Here is a 19148-nt window from a genome sequence, read left to right on the forward strand (position 1 = left end):
TCCCTACACTGACGCGGTGCCCGTCACCGTCCGCCCCGCCCTGCCCGCCGACGCCGAGGCGCTCGCCCACCTCGCCGCCGTGACGTTCCCGCTCGCGTGCCCGCCGGACTCGACGCCGCAGGCGCAGCAGGCCTTCATCCGCGCGGTGCTCTCCGTCGAGCGCTTCACCGACTACCTGGCCGATCCGGCCCGCACACTGCTGCTGGCCCACGACCCCGACTCCGGCGACGAGCCGCTGGGCTACACGATGCTGGTGGACGGCGACCCCGCCGACGCGGATGTGCGCGCCGCGATCAGGCTGCTCCCCACCATCGAGCTGTCCAAGTGCTACGTGCTGCCCGGCCACCACGGCCAGGGCGTGGCGTCGGAGCTGATGGCGGCGTCACTGCGGGCCGGCCGCGAGCGCGGCGCCGTGGGCATGTGGCTCGGCGTGAACCAGCTCAACGCCCGGGCGCAGGCGTTCTACCACCGGCACGGGTTCGAGCGGGTGGGCGTCAAGCGGTTCCTCGTGGGCGACCGGCTGGACGACGACTTCGTGCTGGAGCGCGCGCTCTAACTCGTCCGGTGGAGAGCGGCCCCGAGCACCTGCCGGCTCTAGGGTGACTGGCCATGCAGGTGGGCGTGTGCCAACGACTCGCCGACCAGCAGGGCGGATCACACTGGTGGTACCAATTAGCCCCTGCGGACCCGATGGCAGCGCAGATGCCCGCCACGGTCGGAAAGCTCACGAAGCCACCAGCGTGGTGCGCACGTCCACGTCTGGGCAGAAAGAAACCCGCCCCCAGAGGGGACGGGCGGTATGCCTGCACGCTAGAACGAGATCAGGTCCCTCCTCAAGCCCACAGTCGCGTGGCGCGCTGCGGACGCACGCAAGCCGGCCACCCGATCAAGGTGTCGCATCGGCGTCACGGTGACGCCTCGGCCCGGGCGCCAACCTCCTGCTCGCCCCTCGTCGTGGCGATGGGCCAGCCGTCGTCGTCCCACGCCAGCGTGCGGATCGCCAGCCGGAAGTCGCCGCCCGCCGCCGCGTCGTAGTAGTGGAACGCCAGGTGGCCGCCCGAGACGGACTCCCCGCCGGGCCCGATCATGTCGCCGCGGGTGGCCAGCAGCGGCTCGCCGCCGTCGGAGGTCATCGCGACGCCGGACCTGTCGACGTACGGCCCGGTGACCGCGCGGGACCTGCCGACGGCCATGTTGTAGGTCGAGTCGCTGCCGCGGCAGCACGCGTCGCGGGAGACGAGCAGGTAGAACCAGCCGTCGCGGTGGATCAGCGCCGGGGCCTCGATGGCATTCGGGGCGCCGATCCGGGAGGCGATCTGCAGGGGCGGGGCCTGCGGGTCGGCGGGCAGGCCGCTGGGCCAGGCGAGCTGGACCAGGTGGATCCCGCCCCAGAACGAGCCGAAGGCCATCCAGGGCGTGCCGTCGGCGTCCTCGACGATCGCGGGGTCGATGGCGTTGAAGTTGTCCTCTCCGGGGGTGGAGCGCAGCACCTCGCCGTGGTCGACCCAGCCACGGGTCGGGTCCCCGGGGTCGAGCGTCGGGTTCGTCAGCAGCCCGATGGCGGAGCGGTTCGAGCCGAACGTCGAGGCCGTGTAGTAGAGGTAGTGCGTGCCGTCGTGCTCGTAGACCTCGGGCGCCCAGAAGTTGGTGACGCCGGGCACCACGTCCCGCACCCAGGCGGGCTCGGTGGCGGCCGTCCACAGGGTGCCAGCGTCCGCCCAGTCGAGGCCGTCGGGCGAGGTGCGGACCTGGATGGCCCCGTTGCCGACGCGCTCGTCGCCGGTGGAGAACACGAGCCACGCCTCGCCGTCAGCGCCGGCGAGGAGCGCCGGGTCGTGGGTGCGGAGCTCGCCGGTGAGGTCGAGGGCGCGCGCGGCCGGGCCGTCGGGCAGGTCGGGGCCCGGGACCGCATCGGGCCCGGTGGCCACGCAGGAGGCCGCGGCCAGGGCCAGCACGAGTGCCAGCCCGGCCCCGGCGCCGCGACGCCTGACCTCCGCGATGCTGACCGGCCTCCGGGCCGCGCGCGTCGTCGGCATGCCCGTCAGACCCCGAGCCGGATGACGTTCCACGACACCGGCGGCACCCGCACGGTGAGGCGCCCGCCGTCGACGGCGGCGCTCGCGTTGGGCTGCGGCAGCACGGACGTCGCGTCGTCGGCGGTGGCGGCCCAGGTGTGGTCGGGGTTGGCGAGCGTGGTGGCCCCGAGCAGGCGCAGGCCAGGGATGGAGCGGGTGTCGACGCTGAGCTCGACGTGCTCGGTGAGGGAGCGGTTGACGGCGAACAGCGCCACCTGGCCGGCGTCGTCGTCGTAGGTGGCCACCGCGTCGACCACCGGCACGTCGCCGAACTGGGCGGTCGGGTAGGTGGGCGCGTCGATGGCGACGCGGAGCACGTCGCCCGTGGCGAGCTGAGAAGCTTGCGCGAACGGGTGGAAGGTCGTCTGCCGCCAGGAGCGGCCGCCAGGCTCCGTCATGATCGGGGCGATCACGTTGACGAGCTGCGCGAGGCTCGCGGAGTGCACGCGGTCCGTGTGGCGCAGCAGCGAGATGAGCAGGTTGCCGACCACCACCGCGTCGGCCACGTTGTAGCGGTCCTCCAGCAGCACCGGGGCGACGGGCCAGTCGTGGCCGGTGGGCGGCTTGGACTCGGCGCGCTTCTGGTACCAGACGTTCCACTCGTCGAAGGAGATGTGGATGCGCTTGGACACCTTCTTGTGGGCGCGCACCGCGTCGGCGGTGGCGGTGACGGACTCCACGAAGTGGTCCATGTCCACGGCCGAGGCCAGGAACGACCCGAGGTCGCCGTCCTCCTCCCAGTAGTAGGCATGCGCCGAGATGAGGTCGACGTGCTCGTACGCCTCCCCCAGGACGATGCGCTCCCACTCGCCGAATGTGGGCATCACGACGCCCGACGATCCGCAGGCCACGAGCTCGAGGTCCGGGTCGACCATGCGCATCGCGCGGGCCGTCTCGGCGGCGAGCCGCCCGTACTCGTGGGCGGTCTTGTGGCCGATCTGCCACGGGCCGTCCATCTCGTTGCCCAGGCACCACATGCGGATGCCGTGCGGGTCCTCGGTCCCGTTCTTGCGGCGCTGGTCGCTCAGGCGCGTGCCGCCGCGCACATTGCAGTACTCGAGCAGGTCGAGCGCCTCCTGCACGCCGCGGGTGCCGAGGTTGACGGCCATCATCGGCTCGACGTCGGCCTTGCGCGCCCAGCGCATGAACTCGTCGACGCCCACCAGGTTCGGGTCGGAGGAGTGCCAAGCCAGGTCGAGCCGCACGGGCCGCTCGCCGATCGGGCCGACGCCGTCCTCCCAGCGGTAGCCCGAGACGAAGTTGCCGCCCGGGTAGCGCACGGTGGAGACCCCGAGCTCGCGGGTCAGCTCGAGCACGTCGCCGCGGAACCCGTCCTCGTCGGCGGTGGGGTGGCCCGGGTCATGGATGCCGGTGTACACGCACCGGCCGAGGTGCTCGACGAACGACCCGAAGGTCCGGCGGCGCACCGGCCCGACACGGAAGGCGGGGTCGAGGGTCAGCGAGACGGGCAGCATGCGTCCTCCTTGGACAACGGGGTGAGAGCAGGTCAGCGGGGGTGTCGGTCAGCGGATGGGTGTCGGTCAGCGCAGGGCGGGCGGCGGCGGAGGCGGCCCGCTGGGGGTGAGGGCGAGCCAGCGGACGCCGTGGGGCGGGACGTCGAGCAGCAGGTCGCCGTGGGCGGCCACACCGAGGCGGTCGGCGTCGTCGTCCCACAGGTCCCGTGCGGTCCAGGCGCTCGCGGCGGCCTGGTGGCCGAGGACGGAGGACAGCGGGACCCGGCATGTCCGCGCACGGTCGCCCGTCCAGAACACGGCGGTGTAGCGGGTGTCGTCGGCGGGCGAGCGCGCGCCCCACACGATGACCTCGCCCGCGTCGGCGCCGTCGCCCAGCGGCTCCCGGAGCAGCTCGCCATTGCCGGTGGAGCACCGCAGCACGTGCCCGACGGCGGGGGTGGCCAGCAGCTCGATCACGGCGGGGTCGCTGGTGGGCAGGTCGCCGCCCATCATCAGCGGGGAGCGGGACATCACCCACAACGTCAGCAGCGTGCGCTGCTCGTCGGCGGTGAGCCGGCTCTGGCGGTCCTCGCCGCGCTCGGCCCGGATGCCGATGCGCCCGAGCGGCAGCATGTCCGCGTCGGCCCAGGCTCCGGGGCGCTGATGCGGCGCCCAGCGCGCCATCCGGGTGAATTGGGCGTGCACGTCGGGCCAGCGGTCCCACAGGTCGTCGGAGACCCGCCACATCTGGGCGTGGGCCGCGAGGTGCGGGGCGTGGGCGGTGGACAGGCCCGTGCCGGGTGACAGGGACAGCACGATGTCGCGCCCACTGCGCCGGATGGCGCGCGCCAGGGCCTCGATCTCCCGCGGGTGGTACGGGGCCAGCATGTCGTCGACCTTGAGCAGGTCGACGCCCCAGGACGCGAGCTGCGCCACCTGGGAGTCGACGTAGGCCTGGGCGGCCGGGTGGTCGTGGTCGAGCCCGTGGTTGTCGGGGTTCCAGGCGCAGGCGGAGTCCAGGTCGGCGGCGTCGCGCGCGGTCCACGACGTGCCGAGCACCGGCAGGCCGCGCTGCACGGCGAGCCGGGGGATGCCGCGCAGCAGGTGCACGCCGAACTTCAGGCCCAGGGCGTGCACGCGGGCGGCCAGGGGCGCGAACCCCTGCCCGTCGGCGGCGGAGGGGAACCGGTTCGGCGCCGGGAGCTGGCGGCCGTGGTCGTCGAGCGTGAGCGGGGCGTCGGCGTTGTAGCCGTGGGCACGTGCTGTGGGGTCGTACCAGGCGATGTCGACCACCACCGTGTCCCAGCCGTGCGGGAGCAGGCGCTCGGCCATGAACTCGGCGTTGGCCAGCACCTCCGCCTCGGTGACTGTCGTGCCGTAGCAGTCCCAGCTGTTCCAGCCCATCGGCGGGGTCGGCGCGATCGAGGCCATGAGCCGGCTCCTCTCCCGACGGCGCCATCGCCAGTCGCTCGGTTCTCTACATCGTTGTAGAGGCATCATGCCGATGTCGCCCGATCCCGTCAACAGCCGATCCGGGGCGCGCCGGCCCGCGTCGGTTTCGCCGCGTGGATCACTGTTACCCGATCGTGGCTTGACCATCCCGGCACCGCCATGCCATGTTGTGCAACGTTGTAAAACAACCTCAGAGAGGTCAACGACGACCCGACGCACCTGCGCCCCCGACCCCCGTGGGCGCATCAGCGCACCACTCCCGGACGGGGCATCGCCGCCCACCCGGGACCGCGCCTGACGGGCCGCCCCACGACCTCACAGCAGCTTCGTGACATGGGAGGCAGGCACAGATGAAGAAGACGAGGCTCCTGACCTTGTCGGTGTGCGCCGCGCTAGTCGGCACACTCGCACTGACGGCATGCGGCAGCGACGGCTCCGGCGAGGAGGGCGGCGAGAAGAAGCTCACCTTCATGTTCCGCGGCGGCCCCGACGAGAAGAAGGCCTACGAGGCCGCGATCGCCAAGTTCACCGAGGACACCGGCGTCGCAGTCGAGGTCATCGTCACCGACGCCGACCAGTACGCCACCAAGCTGCAGGCCGCCGTCGCGGGCAACAAGGTCCCCGACGTGTTCTACATCGAGCAGGCCAACCTGCAGTCCTACGTGAACTCCGGCGTGCTCAAGGACATCACCGTCGACCTCGACAACCTCTGGGAGTTCGGCGTCGACTCCTACCGCTACGACGGCAAGGTGCAGGGCCAGGGCGCCCTGTACGGCCTGCCCAAGGACGTCGGCCCGTTCTCCTTCGGCTACAACAAGACGATGTTCGAGGCCGCGGGCATCCCGCTGCCCAGCGTCGACGAGCCGTACACCCTCGACGAGTTCGTCGACGTGGCCAAGAAGCTCACGCTCGACACCGACGGCGACGGCGAGCTGGACCAGTGGGGCACCGGCCTCAACGTCCAGTGGAACCTGCAGCCGTTCGTCTGGAGCAACGGCGGCGACTGGACCAACGAGGACAAGACCAAGGTCACCGTCGACACCCCCGAGTTCGCCGAGGCGCTCCAGTGGTTCGCCGACCTGCAGAACGTGCACGGCGTCACCCCGTCGGCCGAGCAGGCGCAGACGCTCGACACCTACCAGCGGTGGATGGCCGGCGAGATCGGCTTCTTCCCCGTCGGCCCCTGGGACGTCAGCACCTACGCGAAGCTCGACTTCGACTGGGACCTGATCCCCTACCCCGCGGGCAGCACCGGCAAGTCGGCCACCTGGGTCGGCAGCCTGGGCATCGGCGTCTCGAACACCAGCAAGCACCCCGCCGACGCCGCCAAGCTCGTCACGTACCTCTCGGCGGACGAGGCCGCGCAGAAGACGCTCGTGGACGCCGGCGTGCAGATCCCCAACCTCAAGGACATGGCTGACACCTGGGCGGCAGAGGCCACCACCAAGCCCGCCAACCGCCAGGAGTTCCTGGACATCGTGCAGGACTACGGCCGCCCGATGCCCGCCGCCGTGACCTACGGCGCCCAGTGGTACGACGACCTGTGGACGAACATCCAGCCGGTGCTCGACGGCAAGCAGACCGCCGCCGCGTACCTCAAGGAGGCGCAGCCCAAGATGCAGTCGTTCCTCGACCAGTCGATCGCGCAGGCCGAGCAGGCCGCGGCCGGCAAGTAACCGCTCCGCACGCCGTCCCCGCCGCCCGGCGCCACCCCCTCGCCGGGCGGCGGGGACTCTCGGAAAGGACCACGAGATGTCGCAGAGCGCGAGCCTCACGACACCCCCGGAGACCGTCCCGGGCGCCCCGCCCCGGAAGCCCGCCGCGCGGCGACGGACCGGCAGCCGCCTGCACCGGGTCGAGCAGCGCTGGGCGCTGGCCTTCGTGGCCGCCCCGGTGATCGGCTTCCTGGTGTTCACCGTGTACCCGATCGGCTTCTCGGTGTACGCGTCGCTGACCAGCTGGAACGGCCTGGGCCCGATGACGTTCATCGGCCTCGACAACTTCGTCAACATGTGGGGCGACGAGTACTTCCGCACGTCGCTGTACAACACGTTCTTCTACATGATCGGCATCCCGATCGGCCTGGCCCTCGCGCTGGGCCTCGCGCTCGCGCTGAACCGCAAGATCCCCGGCAGGACCGCGCTGCGCACCATCTACTACATCCCGGTGATCTCCTCGCTCGCCGCCATCGCGATCCTGTGGCAGTGGGCCTACAACGGCGACTTCGGCCTGGTGAACCAGGTGCTCGGGATGGTGGGCATCGACGGCCCCAACTGGCTGATGAACACCTCGACGGTCAAGCCCGCGATCATCATCCTGGCGATCTGGAAGGGCCTGGGCTACTCGATGCTGCTGTACCTGGCGGCCATCCAGTCGGTGCCCGCCTCGCTGCTCGAGGCCGCGGCGCTCGACGGCGCGAACGCCTGGCAGCGGTTCCGCTCGATCACCCTGCCGATGGTGGCGCCCGTGACGTTCTTCCTCGTCGTCACGAACATCATCGCCGGGTCCCAGATCTTCACCGAGATCAACATCATGACCCCGACGGGCGGCCCCGAGTACGCGTCCGCCTCGATCGTGTTCTACATCTGGCAGAAGGCGTTCAAGTACCAGCAGATGGGCTACGGGACGGCGATGGCCCTGGTGCTGGGGATGCTCGTCTTCGTCATCACCCTCATCCAGTTCCGGCTCAACCGCCGCAACAGCTTCTCGATCGACTGAGGGCAGGAGACGACTATGAGCCGCACGAACCCCCTGGGCGCCCGGGCCCAGAACCGCCTCGTCAACACCGCGGTGCTCGCCCTGCTGATCGTGGGCGCGCTGGTGATGATCGCCCCGCTGCTGTGGATGCTGACCACGGCGCTCAAGACGAAGGCCGAGGTCTTCGCCCTGCCGCCGGTGTGGATCCCGGACCCGCCGCAGTGGGAGACCTTCACCCGGATGTGGACCGAGGCCCCGGTGCTCTCCGGCATCCGGAACAGCCTGATCGTGGCGCTGAGCGTGACGATCGTCGGGTCCATCACGTCGTCGCTGGCGGCCTTCGCGCTGGCGAAGCTGCACCTGCCGGGGAAGAACGTCATCTTCCTGGGGCTGCTCGCCGGCCTCATGGTGCCGTTCCCGGCGCTGATGATCCCGCAGTTCGTGATGTTCTCGAAGGCGGGCTGGGTGGACACCCTGCTGCCGCTGATCGTGCCCTACCTGTTCGGAAACATCATCATGATCTTCTTCCTGCGGCAGTACCTGTCCTCGGTGCCGGACTCGATGATCGAGGCCGCGAAGATCGACGGCGCGTCCTACCCGCAGATCTTCCGGGTGATCGTGCTGCCGATGATCCGCCCGGCCATCGCCGCCCAGTTCATCCTCTGGTTCATGACGATCTGGAACGACTACCTCGCGCCGATCATCTACCTGAACACCCCGTCGCGGCAGACGCTGCAGGTGGTCATCGCGAACCTCAACGTCCAGTACGCGACGCAGCGCGACTACCCGCTGATCATGGCGGCGTCCGTGGTGGCGCTGCTGCCGATCCTCGTGGTGTTCCTCATCTTCCAGCGCCAGATCATCGAGTCTGTGGCGCTCACCGGCTCGAAGGGCTGACATGACCAGCATCGACGACCCGGCCGACGTCACCGGCTGGGGGGCCCGTCACGCCCACGACCCGACGGCCGTGCGGGATGCGGACGGCACCCACTACCTGTTCTCCACTGACGCCTATGCGGACGGGCCGGTGCGGGCCGGGGTGCAGATACGCCGGTCCCGCGACCTGGTGGACTGGGAGTTCCACGGCTGGGCGCTGCCCGGGGTGCCGGAGGCGGGCGCGGCCTGGTCCGGCGCCGTGGGGTTGTGGGCGCCGGAGGTGGTGCGCGTCGGCGACGAGTGGCGGATGTACTGGTCCGCGTCGACATTCGGCTCGCGCACGTCGGCCATCGGCCTGGCGGTGGCGCCCGGCCCCACCGGCCCGTGGGCCGATCGCGGCCTGGTGGTGACGAGCCTGCATGACGTGGACGGCCCCAACGCGATCGACGCGAACGCGGTGGCCGACGCCGACGGCCGGCACTGGCTGGTCTACGGGTCCTTCTTCGGCGGGATCCACGTGATCGAGCTCGACCCCGCCACCGGCCTGGCCGCGGGTGGCGAGCCCGCCGACGGGCGCCGGCCCGGCACGTGCCTGGCCCGGCGCCCCCGAGCCGTGGAGGGCGCCGTCGAGGGGGCGTTCGTGCTCCCCCGGCCCGGCGGCGGCCACGCGATGCTCATCTCCTACGACTCGCTGTTCTCCACGTACCACCTGCGCGTCGGCGTCGCCGACGAGGTCACCGGCCCGTACCGGGACCACGCCGGGCGAGCGCTCACCGAGGACGACGCCGATCCGGCGATCCTGCTCGCGAGCCATGCCCTCGCCGGGGGCCGCGTCTGGCTGGCGCCCGGCCACGCGTCGGTGCTGACGCTGCCCTCCCCCGTGGACGGCGAGGATCTCCACCTCCTGGTGCACCACGTGCGCGACGGCGCGGACCCCGCCCAGCACGAGGCGCAGGTGCGCCGCCTGCTGTGGACCCACGGGCGGTGGCCGGTGGTGTCCCCGCAGCCGTGGGCGGGCGACCGTGAGACCCATGAGCTCGCGCCGGACGCCCGGACGCTACTGGGCGTCTGGGAGGTCGTGTCCTTCGACGGCCCCACCGACAAGGTGGCCCGCCCGCGCACGGTGCTGGTCGGCGAGGACGACCTGCGCGATGTCGCCCAGCACGGCCCGGGCCGCTTCACCTGGCCTCGAGACTCGGCGGTGCTGGGCACCGTGGCGTTCATGTCCTGGGATGCCGTGCGCGAGCGCGCCGCCTGGTCGTTCTCCGGCCTCACAGCGGACGGGCGGGCCGCGTTCGGCACGCGCGTCGCCGATGCGTAGGCTGCCAGCCGAGACGAGGAGGTCCCGTGACGAGCGCCCCGCACAGCCCTGACCGGGCGCTGAGCCCCGCAGGCCGGGGCCCGGGCCGCGCCGCCGCCGAGGCGGCACGGGATGAGCCTGCCGTCGGTTGGACGGGCCGCGTCATGACAGTCCTGCGGGTCGTGGCACATCTCGTGGCCGTGAACCTGCTGGTGCTGGCCGGGACTCTGCTGGGCGGCGTCCTGTTGGGCGCCTTCCCGGCGCTGGCCGCCGGCAGCGCGGCGCTCCGGGGCGTCGTCTCCGGGGCGCCCTCCGAGCGGCTGTGGCACGACTTCTGGTCGACGTACCGCGCGTCGTGGCGCCGGCTGAACCTGCTGGGAGCCCCGTTCTGGTGCGTCGGCGCGGTGCTGGCCGTGGACGCGCTCGTGCTGGCCAGCGCACAGGACGGCGCGCCCGTGGCGCTGTGGGCCGGGTTGGCGGTGATCACCGCCTACGGCGCCGTGGCGTTGGCGTTCCTGCTGCCGTCAGCGCGCCGCGGCGAGGGCGCCGTGCGCACGTGGCGGTTCGTGGCGCTGGCCCCGGTGCTGTCCCCCGCCACGTCGGCGGCGGTGCTCGTGACGCTCTGCGCACTGGCCGTCGTCGCGGCCTGGGCGACGGTGCTGCTGCCACTGATGGGAGTGAGCCTGCCGCTGCTGCTCACCGGCTGGCTCGTGGAGCACCGCCTCGACGCGCTGGAGGCCGCTCAGGCGCCGCCGGAGCCGGAGAGCCCGGCGACCAGCGGCGCAGCGCCCACGCCCGCCGTCGACTCCCGCACGACGATCGAGTAGTCGGCCACCACCTGCTGATAGGGCAGCGCCTCGCTGCCGCCCGCGATCCGCGCGACGAGCAGCTCGACGGCGGTGCGCGCGATCTCCTCACGCCCCGGGGACACGGTGGACAGCGTGGGCGAGGAGTACGCCGCGTCGTCGATGTCGTCGAAGCCGATGACGGCGATCTGCTCGGGCACGGCGACCCGGCGGGCGTGCAGCACGTGCAGGGCGCCCAGGGCCAGCGCGTCGTTGAGCGCGAAGACGGCGTCCACCTCGACGCCCGAGTCGAGCATGCGGTGCATCGCCTCGGCGCCCGTCGAGCGGTGCCACAGCCCCGCCTCGCCGATCAGCGCGGGGTCGAACGGCAGCCCGGCGGCCTCGAGCGCCTCCCGGTAGCCGCGCACGCGCAGCGCCGCCGAGCCGATGGACTCGCCCTCGTGGGCGCCGATCACGGCGATCCGCCGCCGGCCCAGGTCGATGAGGTGCTGCGTCGCCGCGCGGGCCGCCTCGACGTTGTTCATCGTCACGTGGTCGGCCGGGGCGCCGAAGACACGCTCGCCGAGCAGCACCATCGGGAAGTCCACGGCGAAGGAGTCGGTGTCCTCAGGCCCCAGGTCGAGTGGGGAGAAGATCAGCCCGTCGGTGAGGTGCCGGCGCTGGCCGGACAGCACCTCGAGCTCGCGCTCGCGCACTGCGCTGGTCTGCTCGATGAGCACGGTCAGGCCGGCGCCCTCGGCGGCGCGGATCACGGAGTCCGCGAGCTCGGCGAAGTACGGCAGGCTCAGCTCGGGCACCGCCAGGCCGATCATCCCGGTGCGCCCCTGGCGCAGGTTCCGCGCGGAGATGTTCACCTGGTAGCCGAGTTGCGCGATCGCGTCCTCGACGCGGGCGCGGGTGGCCGGGCGGATGTGGGGGTACCCGTTGACCACGTTCGAGACGGTCTTGATCGATACCCCGGCCAGCTCGGCGACATCGTGCATCGTCGCCCCGCTGCCGCGCCTGGTGCTGCTCACGCTGCCTCCCGTGGACCCGCCCGTGCGGGCGCTGACTCACTGTGCCAGAGCGGGGCGGCGCGGAACGGCCGAATGGAGCGATCTGGCGGGCCAACAGTACATCGATGGAGAACAGCGTTGCCCCCACGATCACCCCACCAACGACTCAGGCCCGGCATGAGAGCCGGGCCCGAGTACGTGCTGCCTACCGCGTGAGCGGAAGGATCACTTCTTGTTGCGACGCTGGTGACGCGTCTTGCGCAGCAGCTTGCGGTGCTTCTTCTTAGCCATCCGCTTGCGGCGCTTCTTGATGACGGAGCCCATAGGTCCTCGCTAACTGAAGGTGGTCGGGCGCTCGGCGCCCTGCCAGGTGATGGTCGATCGACGCGCGGCACGGTCGAACGCCCACGCACGGGAAAGTCCGCTCATACATTACGCGATCCGAGGGCACTGATGCGACGCGCGGGCGCCCGAGGGCTCAGGAGGTCATCCTGTCCCGCTCGACGACAGCCGTGCGCAGGTAGTGGTCCAGCGCGTCCTGCGGCACCCGGAACGAGCGCCCCACCCGCACCGCGGGCATCTCGCCAGAGTGCAGCAGCCGGTACACGGTCATCTTCGACACGCGCATGACGTCGGCGACCTCGGCGACGGTGAGGAACCGCACGCGTGGAGGGTGTTCGTTCGCCATCGTCGCTCTTCCCGCGGGGCCGGCCTACGCGCCGGCATCGTCGCGGCCGTGCCCTGGCCGCTGGTCCACCCTAGGCCCTGGCCCGGGCGGGCGAAAGCGGCGACGAGGCAGATCACCCGACCGAGTCAGCGGGTCAGTCGAGCTCCGGATCGAGCCCCAGCAGCGGGAACACCGCTGCCCGGGTCGCGCGCACCGCCCGGTCCACGTCGTCCGCCGGGTCGTACCCCGCCGACCAGGGCCGGAACTCGGCGTCCACCCCGTCGGTCATCCGCGCGGGGGCCCGGCGGCCATACCGGGCGACCACCTCCGCCTGCCACGCCTCGGGCAGTCGCAACCCCGGGTCCACCGGGCGGTGCACCGCCTCGGCGATCACATGCGCCCACGCGCGCGGCACCACGTCCACCACCGCGTACCCGCCGCCGCCCAGGGCCACCCACCGGCCGTCCGCCACCTCATGCGCCAGCGCGTGCACCATCTCCACCGCGCGGCGCCCCGCGTCGATGCTCACGTCGAGGTTGGTGATCGGGTCCTCGACATGGGCGTCGCAGCCGTGCTGGCTCACCACCACCTGCGGCCGGAACGCCCGCAGCACCGGGGGCACCACGGCGTCGATGGCCCGCAGCCAGCCGGCGTCGCTCGTGCGGGCGGGGAGCGCGACGTTCACGGCGGATCCCTCGGCACCCGGCCCGCCCGTCTCGCGCGGGTGCCCGGTGCCGGGGAAGAGCGTGTGGCCGCTCTCATGGACCGACACGGTCAGCACCCGCGGGTCGTCCCAGAACACCGCCTGCACGCCGTCGCCGTGGTGCGCGTCGACGTCCACATAGGCCACCCGCTCGGCGCCCGCGGCGAGCAGCGCCCGGATGGCCACCGCGGCGTCGTTGTACACGCAGAAGCCCGAGGCGGCCCCCGGCATCGCGTGGTGCATCCCGCCGGTGAGGTTCACCCCGTGCTCCGCCTCGCCGCTCCACACCGCCATCGCGACGTCCACGCTGCCGCCGACCACCCTCGCGGCAGCCTCGTGCATGCCCGGGAAGACGGGATCGTCGGCGGTGCCCAAGCCGCGCAGCGCGTCACCCGCCCCGCCGGGCTCGGACGCGGCCCGCACCGCGGCGACATACGCGGCCTCATGGACCGTCTCCAACACCGCGTCGGTGACCGGCTCGGCGCCCACCACCCGCATGCCCGGGCCGTCCAACAGGCCCAGCGCGTCGGCCAGCCGCATCGTCAGGTCCAGCCGCAACGGCGCCATCGGGTGGCCGTCGCCGAAGTCGTAGCCGAGCAGTGCGGGCGACCACACGACCTGCACGTCCGCTGACATGGGGCCACGCTAGCGTCCTGCGGCGGGGCCGACGTGACAGAGTTGCCCCTGTCCACGCGTGCGCGTACGGGAGGTGCGATGGCTCGGGGCCTCCCCGGGGCGATGTGGTCGGGACGGGAGCTGGTCGACAGGCTCGCCCGACAGTCGCCCGCACGACTGGCGATCGGCGTCTTCGGCGGTGTCGTCGCGCTGTTCACCGTGTTGCTCTCCATGCCCTGGGCCACCGCCACCGGTGAGCGGGCGCCCTTCGTCGACGCGCTGTTCACCGCGACGTCGGCGGTGTGCGTCACCGGGCTGGTGACGGTGCCGACCGGCTCGTACTGGTCCGGCGCCGGGCTGGTGGTCATCGCGGTGGCCATCAAGGTGGGCGGGCTCGGCGTCATGACCCTCGCGTCGATCCTCGGGCTGGCGGTGTCGCGCCGCATCGGGCTCACGCAGCGCCTGCTGACCGCGTCCGAGACGAAGACCACCCGGTTGGGCGAAGTCGGCTCCCTGGTGCGCACCGTCATCGTCACGTCCTCGGTGCTCGAGATCGCCATCGCGCTGGCCCTGTTCCCGCGCTTCGCGATGCTCGGCGAGGACATGGGCGAGGCCGCCTGGCATGCCGCGTTCTACGCCGTCTCCTCGTTCAACAACGCGGGATTCGTGCCCACCGTGGACGGCCTCACCCCCTACGCCACCGACTGGTGGGTGCTGCTGCCCATCATGATCGGCGTGTTCGTCGGCGCGCTGGGCTTCCCCGTGCTGCTCAACATCGGCCGACGGCTGCGCACACCGCGCCGGTGGAACCTGCACGCCAAGCTGACGCTCACCACCAGCGCGATCCTCGTCGTCGTGGGCGCCGTGTTGATCGGCGCCTTCGAGTGGACCAACCCCGGCACGCTCGGGCCGCTCAGCGTCGGCAACAAGCTGCTGACGGCGCTGTTCTCCGGCGTGATGCCCCGCTCGGGCGGGTTCTCCACAGCGCCCGTCGGCGAGATGCACGAGGCGACGTGGCTCATCAACGACGCGCTGATGTTCGTGGGCGGCGGCTCCGCCTCCACGGCCGGCGGCATCAAGGTCAGCACGCTCGCGGTGATGCTCCTGGCGATCGTCGCGGAGGCGCGCGGCGACGAGGACGTCGAGGCGTTCGGGCGGCGCATCCCCCGCGCCGCGCTGCAGGTCGCCATCGCGGTCTCGCTGGTCAGCGCGTCGCTGGTGCTCGTGGCGAGCCTCTTGCTGCTGGAGATCACCGGGTGGACGCTGGACGTGGTGCTGTTCGAGGTCATCTCCGCGTTCGCCACCTGCGGGCTGTCCACAGGCGTCACGGAGCAACTGCCCGAGGCCGGCAAGTACGTGCTCACCGTTCTCATGTTCATCGGCCGCACCGGCACGATGACGCTCGCCGCGGCGCTCGCGCTGCGGAACCGCCGCCGGGTCATCCGGTTCCCCGAAGAGAGGCCGATCATTGGTTGACACCGAGCTCACGGGCGCCACGGCGCACGGACGCGGGCGGTCCGCGAAGAAGGACGCGGGTGTGCTCGTCATCGGGCTGGGACGCTTCGGCTCGTCCATCGCCACCACCCTGGACCGCCTGGGCCAGGACGTGCTCGCCGTCGAGCGCAGCCCCGAGCTGGTGGCGCAGTGGGCCGGGCGCATCCCCCTCGTGGAGGCGGACGCGGCGAACCCGGACGCCCTCGACCAGCTCGGCGCCCGCGACTTCGGGGTGGCGGTGGTCGGCGTCGGCTCCTACCTCGAGGCCAGTGTGCTGATCACCGGCAACCTGGTGGACCTGGGCACCCCGCAGATCTGGGCCAAGGCGATCTCCACCGAGCACGCGCGCATCCTGCAGCGCATCGGCGCGCACCACGTGGTGCTGCCCGAGGCGGACGCGGGCTCGCGGGTCGCGCACCTCGTCTCCGGCAAGATGCTCGACTACATCGAGGTCGAGGACGGCTTCACGATCGTCAAGATGCGGCCCCCGCGCGAGACCCAGGGGTTCACCATCGAGCAGTCGAAGATCCGCGACAGGTACGGCGTGACGGTCATCGGCGTGAAGAGCCCGGGCCGGGAGTTCGTCTACGCGCAGCCCGACACCCGCATCGCCGCGAACGACCTGCTCATCGTGTCCGGCCACGCGGACCTGCTGGAGCGGTTCGCCGCGCGGCCCTGAGCGAGCGCCCGGGCATCCGGGCCATGGGACACGAGAGGCCCGGCAGGAGTGCTCCTGCCGGGCCTCTCCGCGTCGAGGGCGGCTACTTCACCGCGCCCGAGGTCACACCCGAGATGATCTTGCGCTGCATGAACATGAACACGAGCAGCAGCGGCAGGCTCATGAGGATGATGTACGCGAAGATCAGGTGCCAGTTGTTCAGGTACAGCCCCGCGCTGGCCACGTTGTAGAGGTTCAGCGGCAGGGTGTCGAGCGACCCGCTGAGCACGAAGAACGCGTAGAACACGTCGTTCCACACGTACAGGCAGATGAGGATCGTCGCTGTCGAGAGCACCGGCACCAGCAGCGGCAGGATGATCCGGGCGAAGACCTTGACCGGCCCGGCGCCGTCGACGCGGGCGGCCTCCTCGAGCTCCACCGGGATGGTCCGCACGAAGCCCGTGACGAAGAAGATGACGACCGACATGTAGATGCCCGCGTAGACGCAGATCATGCCGATGGCGCTGCCGGACATGCCGATCTGCCGCAGCAGCAGCACGATCGTCACGACGGCCGGCGGCAGCACGACGCCGGAGATCGCGGCGCCGTAGGCCACGGTCATCGCGCGGCTCGCGCGGCGGGCGAGCACCCAGGCGGCCATCGAGCCGAACAGCAGCACGGTGAGCACCGACGGCACCATGACGAGCAGGCTGCCGACGAAGCCGGCGGTGATGTTGCCCCGCGTGAAGATCTCGGTGATGTTCTCCCAGAGCTGCCAGTCGCTGGGCAGCGACAGGTTCGGGGACAGCGCCTCGGCCTGGCTCTTGCCGGCGGTGACGACCATCATCCACAGCGGCAGGCCCAGCAGGAGCAGGACCAGCAGCACCACGAACGTCGGCTGCACGCGCGACCAGAGGCTGCGCGGCGCGACGGCCTTGCGTGACACGCTTGCAGTGCTCACAGCACGTTCTCCCGTCGACGGAGCATCCCGATCACCGGGAACGCGAGGGCCGCAACCACCACGAAGAGCACCAGGCTCATCGTCGTCGCCTGGGCGAACAGGCCCTGGCCGAAGGTGCGGAAGATGAAGATGTTGAGGATCTCGGTGGTGCGCGCCGGGCCGCCGCCGGTGGTCGCCTGCACGATGTCGAAGCCGTTCATCGACCCCAGCAGCGCCGTGGCCACGTTGAAGGTGAGCGCGGGGGCCAGCAGCGGGAACCGGATCTTCCAGAACGTGGTCCAGGTGCTCGAGCCGTCGAGGCGCGCGGCCTCCAGGACGTCCTCGTTGATGGTCTTGAGGCCGGACAAGTAGATGAGCATCGACAGGCCCATCCACTTCCAGGCGTGGATCACGGCGACCACCACGATGGTCCAGGTGGTGCTGCCCAGCCACGCGATCTCCACGTCGCCGCCGGTGAAGAAGCCGATCACCTGGTTGAGCGGGCCCGTGGTCTTCAGCAGCGCCTGGAAGATGTACCCGACGGCCAGCGCGGACATGATCACGGGGATGAAGAACATCACCCGGGCGGCGCGGTTGAGCCGGTTGTCCTTCTCCAGCAGCAGCGCGAGGAGCAGGCCGAACACGTTCTGGAACACCGCGACGAGGATCGCGTAGATCAGCGTGATCTTCAGCGAGGACAGCAGCGTGCCGTTCGACACCAGGCCCTGGAAGTTGTCGAGGCCCACGAACGAGATCTCCGACTTGAAGCTCGACCAGTTCGTGAACGCGTAGACGAAGTTGTAGATCGTCGGGACGAAGAAGAAGATCCCGAGGACGGCGAACGCGGGGATGAGGAACCACAACGGGTGCGTGCCCCGGGGCTTCCTCCCAGCGGGCGGGAGGTCCTGGCGTCGGCGCCGTCGGACCCTGGGGGCCTCGACCTGCGCGTCCTGCATGGTCACCATGTCGTGATGTCCTCACCCCGGGCTGATGGGGCCGGGCTCGCGGCCCGGCCCCATCACGCGGACTTGTGTGTGTGGGTCAGAAGCCGTCGATGCCGGAGGCCTTGGCGAGCTCCACGAACTGCTGCTGGGTCGCCTCCGCCGCCTGCTTGGGCGTCTTGACGTTGTTGATGACGTCGACGACGTTCATCCACAGGTCCGGGTTGGCCACTGCCTGCGCCTGCATCGAGCCCACCGAGTCGGACAGCGACGCGTGCACGTCGAGCAGCGCCTGCGGCACCGACGACGGCGACTCGACGCCGGTCATCAGGGAGACGGTGTTCTGCTCCTCGATGAAGGTCGGGTAGTACTCCGTCATCCAGAACGTGAGGAACTGGCGGGCGGCTGCCTCACGCTGGGCGTCGCCGGTCTTGAACGCGACGATCGCGTTGGACTGGTCGGGGTGCGAGGTGGCGACGTTGCCCGAGGGCGAGATCGGGAAGTAGCCGATCGTCTCGTTGAGCGTGGCGGTGTCGGCCTTGGCCTGGAGCTGGCCGAAGAGCGCGTTGATCTGGACGGCCATGGCGGCCTTCCCGTTCAGCAGCGCGTCGCCCTGGTCCTCGAAGGTGGCGGTGACGATGTCCGAGTTGAACAGGCCCTCGTCGATGAGGTCCTTGAGCGTCTGGATCGCGTCGACCATCACGTCGTCGGCGAGGGACGCCTCATTGGCGTTGACCTTGTCCCAGTACCCGTCGGCGGCGGCGTCCGCGAGGAGCACCTGCGGCCACCACTGCGTGGACCAGCCGGCGCTGGCCTGCTCGAAGAACGGCGTGACGCCGGTGGTCTCCTTGATGGTGCGCGCCTTGGCGACCATGTCCTCGAAGCTGGTCGGCAGCTCGGTGATGCCGGCGTCGGCGAACACCTGCTTGTTGTAGTAGACGCCCTGCACGCTGGGGCTCGAGATGAGCGCCGCGTAGCGGGTGTCGTTGAGGATGCCCGTGAGGTCCTGCAGGTCCGGGTCCATGTCCTCGATCCACGGCGCGTCATCGAGCACCTGGAGGTTGTTCGCGGCGTTGATCGCCGTGAGCATCGAGGAGGTGGGCTGCCAGAACGCCAGGTCGGGCTTGTCGCCGGTGGCGACCTTGGTCTGGATGCCGTTCTCGTACGGGTCGGGGATCGTGACGATCTCGACCTTCGCGCCGGTGGCGTCCTCGAACGCCGCGACGACGCCCTCGGGGATCGCGTTGCTCGCCTGGGCCGCCCACAGCGTGAGCTCGACCCCCTCGAGCGAGGCGGTGGCCTCCGGCCAGGTGATGTCGCCCGTGTCCGCCGTGCCGCCCCCGGCGCCCGGGTCGCTGCACCCTGCCACCAGGAGCCCCGCTGCTGCCAGCGTGGCCGTGGTCATCAACAACCTCTTCATTGAAGCTCCTTGAACTGGGTCGACGTCCCGGAGGATGTCAGCCATATCTGTGTGC

General features: G+C 71.1%; 18 protein-coding genes. 8 read left to right on the forward strand and 10 right to left on the reverse strand.

Going from position 1 to position 19148, the window contains the following annotated elements:
• Positions 1-16 precede the first annotated feature (16 nt).
• Positions 17-556, forward strand: coding sequence for a GNAT family N-acetyltransferase (locus QUV83_RS12315; RefSeq protein WP_289564835.1), 540 nt, complete (start codon positions 17-19; stop codon positions 554-556).
• Positions 557-905: 349 nt separating this feature from the next.
• Here QUV83_RS12315 and QUV83_RS12320 read toward each other — a convergent pair whose 3' ends face one another.
• The 3 genes from QUV83_RS12320 to QUV83_RS12330 all read right to left on the reverse strand — a co-directional run bounded on the left by QUV83_RS12320 (position 906) and on the right by QUV83_RS12330 (position 4960).
• Positions 906-2036, reverse strand: coding sequence for an arabinan endo-1,5-alpha-L-arabinosidase (locus QUV83_RS12320; protein ID WP_289564836.1), 1131 nt, complete (start codon positions 2034-2036; stop codon positions 906-908).
• Between the two features lie 5 nt (positions 2037-2041).
• Entirely contained in the window at positions 2042-3550 is a 1509-nt protein-coding gene (locus tag QUV83_RS12325) for an alpha-N-arabinofuranosidase (protein WP_289564837.1), read from the reverse strand.
• A 66-nt stretch (positions 3551-3616) separates the two neighbouring features.
• Positions 3617-4960 (reverse strand): alpha-galactosidase, encoded by a 1344-nt coding sequence (locus tag QUV83_RS12330; RefSeq protein WP_289564838.1) that lies wholly within the window; start codon positions 4958-4960, stop codon positions 3617-3619.
• 371 nt (positions 4961-5331) lie between these two features.
• Here QUV83_RS12330 and QUV83_RS12335 point away from each other — a divergent pair, with 371 nt between their 5' ends.
• From QUV83_RS12335 to QUV83_RS12355, 5 genes are all read left to right on the forward strand, one after another.
• The gene (locus QUV83_RS12335) at positions 5332-6657 is read left to right on the forward strand and encodes an ABC transporter substrate-binding protein (RefSeq protein ID WP_289564839.1); all 1326 of its coding nucleotides are present in this window, start codon (positions 5332-5334) and stop codon (positions 6655-6657) included.
• A 76-nt stretch (positions 6658-6733) separates the two neighbouring features.
• Positions 6734-7699: a carbohydrate ABC transporter permease gene (locus QUV83_RS12340; protein ID WP_289564841.1), complete on the forward strand. Its 966-nt coding sequence runs from the start codon at positions 6734-6736 to the stop codon at positions 7697-7699.
• Between the two features lie 15 nt (positions 7700-7714).
• Positions 7715-8575 (forward strand): carbohydrate ABC transporter permease, encoded by an 861-nt coding sequence (locus QUV83_RS12345; protein ID WP_289564843.1) that lies wholly within the window; start codon positions 7715-7717, stop codon positions 8573-8575.
• Position 8576: 1 nt separating this feature from the next.
• Positions 8577-9875, forward strand: a complete 1299-nt coding sequence (locus QUV83_RS12350) for an arabinan endo-1,5-alpha-L-arabinosidase (protein ID WP_289564845.1) — start codon at positions 8577-8579, stop codon at positions 9873-9875.
• 26 nt (positions 9876-9901) lie between these two features.
• Positions 9902-10681 (forward strand): YesL family protein, encoded by a 780-nt coding sequence (locus QUV83_RS12355; RefSeq protein WP_289564846.1) that lies wholly within the window; start codon positions 9902-9904, stop codon positions 10679-10681.
• Here the strand turns inward: QUV83_RS12355 and QUV83_RS12360 are convergent.
• From QUV83_RS12360 to QUV83_RS12375, 4 genes are all read right to left on the reverse strand, one after another.
• Entirely contained in the window at positions 10597-11643 is a 1047-nt protein-coding gene (locus QUV83_RS12360) for a LacI family DNA-binding transcriptional regulator (protein WP_289564927.1), read from the reverse strand. The genes QUV83_RS12355 and QUV83_RS12360 overlap by 85 nt on opposite strands.
• A 237-nt stretch (positions 11644-11880) precedes the next feature.
• Positions 11881-11979, reverse strand: coding sequence for a 30S ribosomal protein bS22 (locus tag QUV83_RS12365; protein ID WP_003792170.1), 99 nt, complete (start codon positions 11977-11979; stop codon positions 11881-11883).
• A gap of 154 nt (positions 11980-12133) precedes the next feature.
• Entirely contained in the window at positions 12134-12343 is a 210-nt protein-coding gene (locus QUV83_RS12370) for a helix-turn-helix domain-containing protein (RefSeq protein ID WP_289564847.1), read from the reverse strand.
• A 133-nt stretch (positions 12344-12476) separates the two neighbouring features.
• Positions 12477-13661 carry an acetoin utilization protein AcuC gene (locus tag QUV83_RS12375; protein WP_289564848.1) on the reverse strand — a complete coding sequence of 395 codons (1185 nt, stop codon included), beginning with the start codon at positions 13659-13661 and terminating at the stop codon, positions 12477-12479.
• A gap of 78 nt (positions 13662-13739) precedes the next feature.
• Between QUV83_RS12375 and QUV83_RS12380 the strand changes: the two genes are divergently transcribed.
• Together QUV83_RS12380 and QUV83_RS12385 are read left to right on the forward strand one after the other, a co-directional pair.
• Positions 13740-15116: a TrkH family potassium uptake protein gene (locus QUV83_RS12380; RefSeq protein WP_289564850.1), complete on the forward strand. Its 1377-nt coding sequence runs from the start codon at positions 13740-13742 to the stop codon at positions 15114-15116.
• Positions 15109-15813 (forward strand): potassium channel family protein, encoded by a 705-nt coding sequence (locus QUV83_RS12385; RefSeq protein ID WP_289564852.1) that lies wholly within the window; start codon positions 15109-15111, stop codon positions 15811-15813. The genes QUV83_RS12380 and QUV83_RS12385 overlap by 8 nt, the downstream gene beginning before the upstream one ends.
• Before the next feature lie 82 nt (positions 15814-15895).
• On the opposite strand, the gene QUV83_RS12390 is transcribed toward QUV83_RS12385, so the two are convergent.
• The 3 genes from QUV83_RS12390 to QUV83_RS12400 form a co-directional block, all read right to left on the reverse strand.
• Positions 15896-16753: a carbohydrate ABC transporter permease gene (locus QUV83_RS12390; protein ID WP_289564854.1), complete on the reverse strand. Its 858-nt coding sequence runs from the start codon at positions 16751-16753 to the stop codon at positions 15896-15898.
• Complete coding sequence (locus QUV83_RS12395; protein WP_289564856.1) at positions 16750-17697, reverse strand: carbohydrate ABC transporter permease; 948 nt, start codon at positions 17695-17697, stop codon at positions 16750-16752. The genes QUV83_RS12390 and QUV83_RS12395 overlap by 4 nt, the downstream gene beginning before the upstream one ends.
• Before the next feature lie 76 nt (positions 17698-17773).
• A complete protein-coding gene (locus tag QUV83_RS12400) occupies positions 17774-19093 on the reverse strand; it encodes an ABC transporter substrate-binding protein (protein WP_289564858.1) in 1320 nt (439 codons plus the stop codon).
• Positions 19094-19148: the final 55 nt, after the last annotated feature.

It is taken from the genome of Cellulomonas cellasea, from assembly GCF_030372105.1.
GTDB lineage: Bacteria > Actinomycetota > Actinomycetes > Actinomycetales > Cellulomonadaceae > Cellulomonas_A > Cellulomonas_A cellasea_A.